This is a genomic window from Citreimonas sp. (genome assembly GCF_042096055.1).
Lineage (GTDB): Bacteria > Pseudomonadota > Alphaproteobacteria > Rhodobacterales > Rhodobacteraceae > Citreimonas.
The window spans coordinates 1-9181 of the sequence record NZ_JBELMH010000098.1 but is presented as its reverse complement, the minus strand read 5'-3'; the positions used below and the strand labels follow the sequence as shown (position 1 = coordinate 9181).

General features: G+C 65.7%; 9 protein-coding genes. 4 read left to right on the top strand and 5 right to left on the bottom strand.

The window, feature by feature from the left end; genetic code table 11:
* Positions 1–507: 507 nt before the first annotated feature.
* Both ACFDTC_RS15950 and ACFDTC_RS15945 read left to right on the top strand, forming a co-directional pair.
* Positions 508–984, top strand: a complete 477-nt coding sequence (locus tag ACFDTC_RS15950) for an alanine racemase (RefSeq protein ID WP_375259873.1) — start codon at positions 508–510, stop codon at positions 982–984.
* On the top strand, positions 875–1192 hold the full coding sequence (locus ACFDTC_RS15945; protein ID WP_375259872.1) for a hypothetical protein: 318 nt from the start codon (positions 875–877) through the stop codon (positions 1190–1192). The genes ACFDTC_RS15950 and ACFDTC_RS15945 overlap by 110 nt, the downstream gene beginning before the upstream one ends.
* A gap of 241 nt (positions 1193–1433) precedes the next feature.
* On the opposite strand, the gene ACFDTC_RS15940 is transcribed toward ACFDTC_RS15945, so the two are convergent.
* The 4 genes from ACFDTC_RS15940 to ACFDTC_RS15925 all read right to left on the bottom strand — a co-directional run bounded on the left by ACFDTC_RS15940 (position 1434) and on the right by ACFDTC_RS15925 (position 5732).
* On the bottom strand, positions 1434–2858 hold the full coding sequence (locus tag ACFDTC_RS15940; RefSeq protein ID WP_375259871.1) for an amidohydrolase family protein: 1425 nt from the start codon (positions 2856–2858) through the stop codon (positions 1434–1436).
* A 35-nt stretch (positions 2859–2893) separates the two neighbouring features.
* Positions 2894–3439: a TRAP transporter small permease gene (locus ACFDTC_RS15935; protein WP_375259870.1), complete on the bottom strand. Its 546-nt coding sequence runs from the start codon at positions 3437–3439 to the stop codon at positions 2894–2896.
* Between the two features lie 2 nt (positions 3440–3441).
* Positions 3442–4386, bottom strand: coding sequence for a TRAP transporter substrate-binding protein (locus ACFDTC_RS15930; RefSeq protein ID WP_375259869.1), 945 nt, complete (start codon positions 4384–4386; stop codon positions 3442–3444).
* A 71-nt stretch (positions 4387–4457) separates the two neighbouring features.
* The gene (locus ACFDTC_RS15925) at positions 4458–5732 is read right to left on the bottom strand and encodes a TRAP transporter large permease (RefSeq protein ID WP_375259874.1); all 1275 of its coding nucleotides are present in this window, start codon (positions 5730–5732) and stop codon (positions 4458–4460) included.
* Between the two features lie 146 nt (positions 5733–5878).
* Here ACFDTC_RS15925 and ACFDTC_RS15920 point away from each other — a divergent pair, with 146 nt between their 5' ends.
* Positions 5879–6766, top strand: coding sequence for a LysR substrate-binding domain-containing protein (locus ACFDTC_RS15920; protein WP_375259868.1), 888 nt, complete (start codon positions 5879–5881; stop codon positions 6764–6766).
* A gap of 26 nt (positions 6767–6792) precedes the next feature.
* Here ACFDTC_RS15920 and ACFDTC_RS15915 read toward each other — a convergent pair whose 3' ends face one another.
* The gene (locus ACFDTC_RS15915) at positions 6793–7551 is read right to left on the bottom strand and encodes an SDR family oxidoreductase (RefSeq protein WP_375259867.1); all 759 of its coding nucleotides are present in this window, start codon (positions 7549–7551) and stop codon (positions 6793–6795) included.
* Positions 7552–7777: 226 nt separating this feature from the next.
* Between ACFDTC_RS15915 and ACFDTC_RS15910 the strand changes: the two genes are divergently transcribed.
* Entirely contained in the window at positions 7778–9025 is a 1248-nt protein-coding gene (locus tag ACFDTC_RS15910; RefSeq protein ID WP_375259866.1) for an MFS transporter, read from the top strand.
* The last annotated feature ends 156 nt before the right edge of the window (positions 9026–9181 follow it).

Sequence of the window (9181 nt, the reverse complement as noted above, 5' to 3'; positions counted from 1 at the left end):
GTCCCTGTGGATAACCGTCCCCGGAGAAAATCCGGAAAGTCCCAAAAAATCACATAAAAACAATAGCAAAGAAGAGAAATCCGGAAGTCTCCACGTTCTCCGGCGCATTCGCCCACTTGCGTTGGGCGCAATCGAAGAATCCAAAAGTCTCCCGCGGGGACGCGGAAAAAAATCCGGAAATCCGGAAAATCCGTACGCCTCCGCGGATGCCAGAGGCAGCAGGCGGGCGCTGGGGTCTGATCGTCCCGAGCCAGCCCCGATCGGCAAAGGCCTGTCCGCGCCCGGGGCGGGCAGGGCCGCCACCTGTTCCAGCGCCTCGTGCAGGGTGTGCTTGTCGTGATTGCCCGGCAGCGCCCGCTTGCCACAACAAGCCGCCACTCCCGCTCTCGCCAGACGGCTCCCCGCGTGCCAAGAAAGTAGCGGGATCAGAACATCGCGTGCAGAAGAGTAAGGAGCTGACGATGGAGCGTGACGTGACACCGCGGCGGTCTTCGTCACGACGATCCTGTGTTGGTCGAGGTCGGACGCATCTTGGACGCCGGCGGTCAGCTGCGGGGCGTGATGACACATGCGGGGGAAAGCTATACCGCGCGGGGCGAAGCTGCTTACGCGGAATTCGCCGAGCGTGAGCGCAGCGCGGCCGTCACCGCGGCTGAGGCGTTGCGGGCCCAAGGCCTGCCATGTCCGGTGGTGAGCGTCGGCTCGACGCCGACCGCCCACGCTGCACGGGATCTGACGGGCGTCACCGAGTTGCGCGCCGGGGTCTACATGTTCTTCGACCTAGTAATGGCGGGTATCGACGTCTGCGACGGACGACATCGCTCTGAGTGTTCTGACGACAGTGATCGGGCACCAGAAGGCCAAAGGCTGGATAATGATCGACGCCGGATGGATGGCCCTGTCGCGCGACCGGGGCACGGCCATGCAGGATGTGGATCAGGGCTACGGCCTCGTATGCGATGCCGTGGGCCACGTGTTGCGTGACCTGATCGTCAGCGTCGCCAACCAGGAACACGGCATAATCTCGGTTCGCTCCGGTGCCGAGAGGCCGATGCCCGCCCTGGCCGTAGGGGAACGCCTTCGTATCCTGCCGAACCACGCCTGCGCGACTGCGGCCCAGCATGACCGATACCAAGTGCTGGCACGTGGGAGCGGGCCCATGCAGACCTGGCACCGCTTTGGCGGCTGGTAAAGGCGACGGCTCGCCACGCCGCCAAGCAAGGCCATCATCTCCTAGAGATCGGCGCAGCGCTTCGTGAACGTGCCGGAAGCGAGTTCGCAAGCGGTGCGGAGAAGGCATTGGCCTCCGCAGATCAATAGGTGCTTTCCGTAAGTGGTAACTCCAGTGCCGGTGCTAGATATTGCACCACCTGCTGTCCGCCAATGGCAAAAGTCTTGTTATCGAACGCCTTGGCCTGACCACGGAGGGCGGGTCAAAGCACGACACCTGCCCGAGCGCCAGAGTGGACGCCGCTGCGCCAACTCTCGCGACCGTTGACGAAGACCAAATCGATGCCCTCGGCGGGGCGGGTGGGATGCGCGTAGTCGTTCGCCTCGCGGATGGTGGCGGCGTCGAAGATGACCGCGTCGGCATACGTGCCTTCCGCGATGCGCCCGCGATCGCGCAGTCCGAAACGGTCGGCCGGCATAGAGGTCATGCGCCTGATCGCGGTTTCCAGGTCGAACACGCCTGCGTCGCGGACGTAATGGCCCAGAACGCGCGGAAACGTGCCCCAGACGCGCGGATGAGGATGGCTGCCGCGCGCGATCCCGTCCGAGCAGATGATCGTGTGCTCGTAGGCGAGGATGCGGCGCACGTCGCCTTCGTCCATGATGAAGAAGATGCCCGTGGCGGGCAGCAGGCGCTCCATCGCGGTGTCGATGTCGGTGCCCCATCCTGCGGCGATGTCGGCAAGATCGCGGCCGGCCATCTCGGGGTGCGGCGTGGAGTCGGCGACGATCACGCGGCTGGCCTGCCGGTGCCGACCCGAGTTCAGCATGGTCGACGACGCGGTCCACGGCGTGGTGTCGAGACCCACGTCCTGGGTCTGCATGGCCCGGTCGATCATGGCCAGCGTCGTTTCGCTGAGGCCGTGATTGGCGAGGCCGGCGCATTTGTGGTGGCTGACATGGACGCCGCAGCAGGCGTCGCGGCCGATCTGGAACGTCTCGTCCAGCGCCTCGATCACGCGGTCGCCCTCGTCGCGCATGTGGGTGACGTAAAGCTTGCCGTGGGCCTGCGCCACGCGGGCCATCTCGGTCAGTTCCCCGGTCGTCGAGGCGCGGGCGGGCGGGTAGAACGGCCCGGTCGACAGGCCGATGCCGCCCTCGGACAGCGCTGCATCCAGCGCGCGCGCCATGACCGCAATCTCGTCGCGGTCGGCGGGGCGGTCGAGGTTGGCCACCTCGTTGATGCGCAGCGTTCCGTGCCCGATCAGGCAGGCGGTGTTGACCGCCGGCGGGTCGGCGCGCAGCCGGTCGCGGTAGGCGGCGTAGGTGGCGAAGCGCGGCGCGTCGTTGGACAGGATCATGCCCAGCGGCTGCGGCAGCGGGCCGGTCGCCGTCAGCGGCGCGATGGAGAAGCCGCAATTGCCGTTGATGATGGTCGTCACCCCCTGGCTTAGCATGCAGTCCATGCCGGGGTCGGTCAGAACGATCTCGTCGTGATGCACGTGCGGGTCGATGAAGCCGGGCGCCACAATGCGGCCGGTGCAGTCGATGTCACGCCCGGCGGTCCAGTCCGACAGGTCGCCGGTGGCGGTGATCCGGTCGTCGGTGATGGCGACATCGCCACGGCGGCGGGGGGCGCCGGTCCCGTCGACGATGTCGCCGCCGCGGAGCAGGATGTCTGCGTGCATGAGTTCAGCCTCTTATGATTTTCGGGTGCCGGTGCTCAGACGATGTCTTCGGAGCCGTCCGGGGGCGGTGGTGTCGCGGGCTCGGCCCAGCGGGCGACCAAGTGGATCAGGATCACGACGATGCTGATCGGAACCGCGATCGCGACCCAGAGCGTTGAGAAGTCCAGCGCATCCGCAGTGGTTCGACTGTGCCGGGTGAGAAAGCCGCGCGCGAGGTTTCCGCCGGGCCCGAAGAAGGAATGCCACAGAATCGGCAGCAGGAAGACCAACACGACCAGCGACTGGATCAAGCCGGCGGCCACTGCGCGCCAGGATGACCCCGACGCGCCGTGGAACAGGGCCGGGTCAAAGCGGCGCTTGAAAGACAGCGTCGCGCCGATCAGCCCCGCCCATATCATCGCGTAGCGCGCCAGTTCCTCGGTCCACGAGGGCGGCTGCGCGAAGGCATACCGTGCGACGACCTGAAGCATCACCGCGCTGACCAGCATCGCAAGCGCGGTGACGGCGACCACTGCCGCGGCCCGGTCGAGAGTGTCACTGATCCAGCGGGCGATATTCCCGATGCGTCGCACGGCCGCCATCCTCAGTTCCGGACCTGGTCCAGAGCGTCAGTGAACAGCTGCAGGTGCTCTTCGGTCATGATGTCGGACCACGTGCCGCGGGTTGCCTCGACCATCTTGTCGCGCTCGCCGGGTTCCAGATCCGAGATGGTGACCCCGGCGGCCTCGTGCTTTTCGCGGACCTCCTCGGTCCAGTCCGCGATCCAGGCGCGGTTGGCCTCGAAGCCAGCTTCGACAGCGGCGTCGATTTGCGCGCGTTCCGCGTCGCTCAGCCCCTGATACCAATCCTCGGACAGCAATACGGCGCGGGTGGAGGGCGAGATGTTGGCCTGCGTGAAGTGCACGAGAAACTCAGTATGGCCGGTGCGGATGGCCGAGTTCGGCGGGTTGAAGTAGCCGTCGGCGACGCCGGTCTGGATCGCATTCGCCACCTCCGACCACGCGACGATGGTGCCGGTCGCGCCCAGTGCCTCCTGATAGGCCAGCTGCTCGGCGTTGAGCGCGCGGAATCGCAGGCCTTCTAGATCCGACATCTTGGTGATCGGGCGCTTGGCATTGTGCATGCCGATGCTGGTGCCGATGTAGTTGAAGCCAGCGAGCCGGACGCCGTTCTCGACAAGCGGCTCGTTCATCGAGTCCAGCAAGTCGGTCTCGGCGATTATGGCGTCGAATTCGTCGTTGCTCTCGAACATGAAGGGCAGCAGGACGCCTTTCATCAGCGGGCTCATCCCGAAGGCGGTCGAGACGGTAGCTAGGTTGACCTCGAGCAGCCCCTGCGCAACCTGGTCGAAACGCTCGTCCTCGCTTCCCAGAGTGCCCGAGGGGAACACATTAGCCTCGAAGTCGGTGCCTTCGAGCGCTCCAGCGAATCCGGCGGCCCAAGCGGCCTCGGCGTTGGTTTCTGGATCATTGGCGCCGTTGATGGCGATCTTGACTTCTGCGGCGGCGGCCGGCAGCGCCAGCGCCAATGCTATGGCCGCGGTCGCGGTCCCCTTGATGAATGCGTTCATGTCTTTTTTCTCCTCTGTTGAGTGGTCGGTCAGACAAGTCCCAGAGCGCGCGGCAGGGCGAGCGAGATTTCCGGAACGAAGGTGAGCACGCCCAGCAGTGCGACCTCGGCGAAAAAGAACGGCAGGGTCGCGCGGATCAGGCGCCAGTAGTTGATGTTCACTGTTGTTGCGAGGATCAGCAGCACGCCGCCCAGCGGCGGCGACAGCAGCCCGGTGGTGATGTTGAAGCAGATGACGATGCCCAGGTGCACCGGGTCGATCCCCATCGCCAGCGCCACCGGCACGAAGATCGGGGCAAACAGTGCCACCGCCGCCTTCACATCCATTGCCATGCCCGCGATCAGGAAGACGACGTTGACTAGCATCAGGTATTGCAGCGGGCCCAAGCCCCAGCGGTCGATCGTAGCTGCGATCGCCTGCGGCCATTGCTCCAGCGCCGCGATGTAGCTGAAGGTCGAGATCGCGACGAGGATGATGAACAGCGCGCCCAGCAGCACGCCCGTGCGCAGCGCACTGTCCCACAGGTCCTGCAGCGCCAGCATGCGGTAGGCGAAGCCGATGCCCAGTGCTGCGATCACTGCGACGGCAGCGGCCTCGGCCGGGGTCATGAACCCGAACAGCGTGCCGCCAAGGATAATCACCGGCAAGGCCATCGCTGGCAGCGCGCGCAGGAACGATGGCAGGATCTTAGGCAGATCCGAATCCGCTCCGCCCGGGTGGTCGTCACGCCAGGCGTAGAAGGCGTTCATCGCCATCAGCACGGCCGCCAGAAGCAAGCCAGGCAGGATGCCGGCCGCGAACAGCGCCGTGACCGATGTCTGCATCAGCGCTCCGTAGAAGATCAGGATCGACGACGGCGGGATGATCGGCCCGATGATCGATGAGGCGCCCGTGATCGCCGCTGCGTAGTCCAGCGGATATCCGCGGCGCTGCATCTCGGGCACGAGCGAGTTCCCGAGTGCAGCAGCGTCCGACACGGCGGAGCCCGAGACGCCAGCGAAGAACACGCTCGTCATCACGTTCACATGGCCGAGCCCGCCCTTCAGGCGGCCGAGGAACGACATACAGAAGTCGATCAGCGCCGAGGCCAACCCGCCACGGTTCATCAGGTCGCCCGCGAAGATGAACAGCGGCATTGCGAGGAAGGCGAAGACGTCGAGCTGGCTGAACAGCCGCTGCGGCAGGACGGCCATGTAGCGGACGTTGTCGCTCAGGATGAAGGTGGCGATCGAAGCAGCGCCGATCACATAGGCGATGGCCGCGCCCGACAGCACGCCGCCCAGCACTAGTCCGAGGATCAGCACGGCTTGCAACGGCGCCTCCGGACGTTCGCGGGCAGTGTAGGGGTAGGCGTTTCCATGCGTTCACTGTTCCCGCGGCTTTTGGCGCTGGAAATAGAAAATATTTTGGAAGAGCATAGCATATCACTATGGCCTATGCCGGAGGGGTCATGATGCGGGGCATCACGCTTCAACGCTTGCAGGTGTTCTGCGCTGTTTATGAGCGCAACTCGATCTCATCTGCCGCCAGGGCCTTAGGGTTGTCGCAACCTACGGCTAGCCGTCACCTTCGCGATTTCGAGGCGGCGTCAAACCTGACGCTGTTCGTGCTCGACAAGGGTCGCGTCTGGCCTACAGCGGAGGCGGATGCGCTCTACAGCGAAAGCCGGTTCCTCCAGGACGGCATTGGCCGGCTGGAGACGCGGATCGAGAGCCTGCGGCAGGGCACCGGGGCGAAGCTGGCGATCATGACCATCGGCATGCTCATGCCGAATGTCGTGTCGCGCGCCATCGCAGGGCTGAAGGACCAGATGCCGGGCCTGCGGCTGTCGGTGGACGTCACGACGGCCGACCGCCAACTTGAGGCCATGCGTTCGGGTCTGGTCGACGTTGGGATCATGGCCGGAGACGTCGCGACCGACGCGGAAACGGTTACGTCGCTGGGACACGGTCGTCTCGTCGCGCTTCTTCCCAAAGAACTCGCGCCGGCGGAGCGGGTTGTCTCCCTCAACGACGTGGCGCGCCTCCCGACTGTGGACACGACTGCGCGTGGGCCAGTGGGGAGGATCTTGGATAACGCAGTGCGCGCGCGGGGAATTGCTTTCAAAGGCGCCGTCATGTGCAACTCGCTCATCGCCGTGCCGCCGCTCGCACAGGCCCTGCAGCGCGCAGCGGTGCTGGACGAGTTCACTGCGAACGCGAACCCGCTACCTGGCATGACGATCTGCTCGCTTCAGCCGGAGATCCGCTTTCCCATCCTGGCCGCGTCGCTGTCTCCAAGCGGCAGCCGCGTGGCGATGGACAGCTTCGTCGAACTGGTGCGATCGGCGCTGCCCTGAGGCTCCCGAGCGCAGGTGTGCCCGTATTAAGCCAGTAAGCCGCCCGCGACCGTAAGTATGGTTCCCGAGACGAATGCTGCCTTGTTCGATGCGAGCCAGAGAGCCGCCTCGGCGATGTCAATCGGCTCGGCGATCCTGCCCAGCGGCGTGGCGGCAGCGACCGCGGCGGGTCGTGCAGCGTTTCCTTCGCGCGAGTGCAGGTCGGTGTTGGTCGTGCCCACTCGGATCGCCACCACGCGAACCCCGACGGGGCCTAGTTCCTTGCCGGCGCCCACGGTCAGAGTCTCGACCGCGCCCTTCGACGCGGCGTAGTGGACGTATTCGCCGGGCGAGCCGGCCGCCGCGGCGACGGACGACATGTTGACGATCGTGCCGCCGGCGCCCCCGTGATCCGTGCGCATGCGGCGCGCCGCCTCTTGCAGGCAGTAGATCGCGCCGAAGACGTTCGTCGTGAAGGTTCGATGCAGAGTCGCCTCCAATACGTCGGTCACGCGCGCACTGCCTCCGATGACACCGGCGTTATTGACCAGGCAGGCGACGTGGCCGAGACGCGCGTCACACTCGGCGAACATACGCGCGACGGCGGCTGGATCGGCGACGTCCGCGGCGACCGCGATGGCCCTGGCGCCCGCGGCCTGGCACCGGGAAACGGTTTCGGACGCGCCGGCCGCGTCGCGCTGGTAGTTCACGCATACGTTGTAGCCGGCGTTGGCGAACGTTATGGCAGTTGTCGCGCCAATACCCTTGCTGGCCCCAGTGATAAGAACGATCGGACGGTCAGTCATGATGCGACCTTGCCTGCTTACCGCGCAGGCCGGAAGCGGGAATTATGCGGCACGACGGAGGCGCCGTTTGCACATCGGACACGGCACTAGAGCCTGTGCGGGCCAACCGCAAAATTTCCTGACCTTTTGAATGATCTCGGTGTAGATCAGCCGGGTGAACGACGAGGTGCGGCATGGTCGTGTGCATTGGCGACGCAAGCAGGAAAAATCGGGGCAGGGCAGGGGCATGAGCACGCGTGCGCCGATCCTGACGCCGATCCTGCTGGCGGGCAGCTTCGTGGTGCTGGTGGGCTTCGCCATCCGTGCATCCTTCGGTGTCTTTCAACTTCCCATCGCGACCGAGTTCGGCTGGCTGCGCGCGGAGTTCAGTCTTGCCATCGCGATCCAGAACCTCGCCTGGGGTTTTGGGCAGCCGCTGTTCGGCGCCCTGGCCGAAAAGATCGGCGACCGGAAAGCCATCATCCTCGGCGCCCTCTGCTATGCCGTCGGCCTCGTGCTATCGGCGGGCGCGACGTTGCCGATCCAGCACCAGCTCTACGAGGTGCTTGTGGGCTTCGGCATCGCCGGGACAGGTTTCGGCGTGGTGCTGGCGGTGGTCGGCCGCGCCTCGAGCGCCGAGAACCGCTCGATGTCGCTGGCGATCGTCACGGCGGCGGGATCTGCGGGGCAGGTGCTCGGCCCGCCGCTGGCCGAAGGGCTGCTGGCGCTGATTCCTTGGCAGGGCGTCTTCCTTGCTTTCGCCGCACTGATCCTGGCGACGCTGATGGTCCTGCCGTGGATGCGGTCGCCCGCGCCGGCCTCGAAGGTCGAACTGGAGGAGAGCATGGGCACAGTCGTGCTGGGCGCGCTTCGCGACCCGAGCTTCGCGCTGATCTTTATCGGATTCTTCTCATGCGGCTACCAGCTGGCCTTCGTGACCGCGCATTTCCCGGCTTTTGTGGCCGAGATCTGCGGCCCGATCATGCCCGGCGGCGTGCTGCATTCGATGGGCATCACGACGACCAGCGCGCTGGGCGCGGTGGCGATCTCTCTGATCGGCCTTGGCAACATCGCGGGCACGCTGGCGGCCGGCTGGGCCGGGCAGCGGTATTCGAAGAAGTATCTACTGGCGGGCATCTACACGGGGCGGACGATCGCAGCCGCGTGGTTCATCCTGACGCCGATGACGCCGTCGACGGTGTTGGTGTTCTCGGCGGTCATGGGTTCGCTGTGGCTGGCGACGGTGCCGCTGACGTCGGGCCTCGTGGCGCACCTCTACGGGCTGCGCTACATGGGCACGCTCTACGGCATCGTGTTCCTGAGCCACCAGCTGGGCGCGTTTTTCGGCGTGTGGCTGGGCGGCGCGCTCTACGACGTCTACGGCGGCTACGACCTCGTGTGGTGGATCGGCGTGGGCATCGGTGCCTTCAGTGCGATCGTGCACCTGCCTATCCGCGAGACCGCACGACCAGTGGTCGCGGCCTCTCCGGCGTGAGGCATATGAAAGCTGACGCCGAAAGTGGCGGAGGAGCCAGTCGCGGCTCACTCGGTCTACCACCGGCGGGCACCCTTCGAGGCCGTGGCCGGCCATCGTCATAGGGTCAGGATTCATAACCAGTAGATGACGGTGGCGGCCAGAGCGATGGCTGAG

Bases quoted from the DNA above. Each gene is read 5' to 3' on its own strand.
- ACFDTC_RS15945 (WP_375259872.1), top strand. From the start codon at position 875: ATGATCGACGCCGGATGGATGGCCCTGTCGCGCGACCGGGGCACGGCC.
- ACFDTC_RS15940 (WP_375259871.1), bottom strand. From the start codon at position 2,858: ATGCACGCAGACATCCTGCTCCGCGGCGGCGACATCGTCGACGGGACC.
- ACFDTC_RS15935 (WP_375259870.1), bottom strand. From the start codon at position 3,439: ATGGCGGCCGTGCGACGCATCGGGAATATCGCCCGCTGGATCAGTGAC.
- ACFDTC_RS15920 (WP_375259868.1), top strand. From the start codon at position 5,879: ATGATGCGGGGCATCACGCTTCAACGCTTGCAGGTGTTCTGCGCTGTT.
- ACFDTC_RS15915 (WP_375259867.1), bottom strand. From the start codon at position 7,551: ATGACTGACCGTCCGATCGTTCTTATCACTGGGGCCAGCAAGGGTATT.
- ACFDTC_RS15910 (WP_375259866.1), top strand. From the start codon at position 7,778: ATGAGCACGCGTGCGCCGATCCTGACGCCGATCCTGCTGGCGGGCAGC.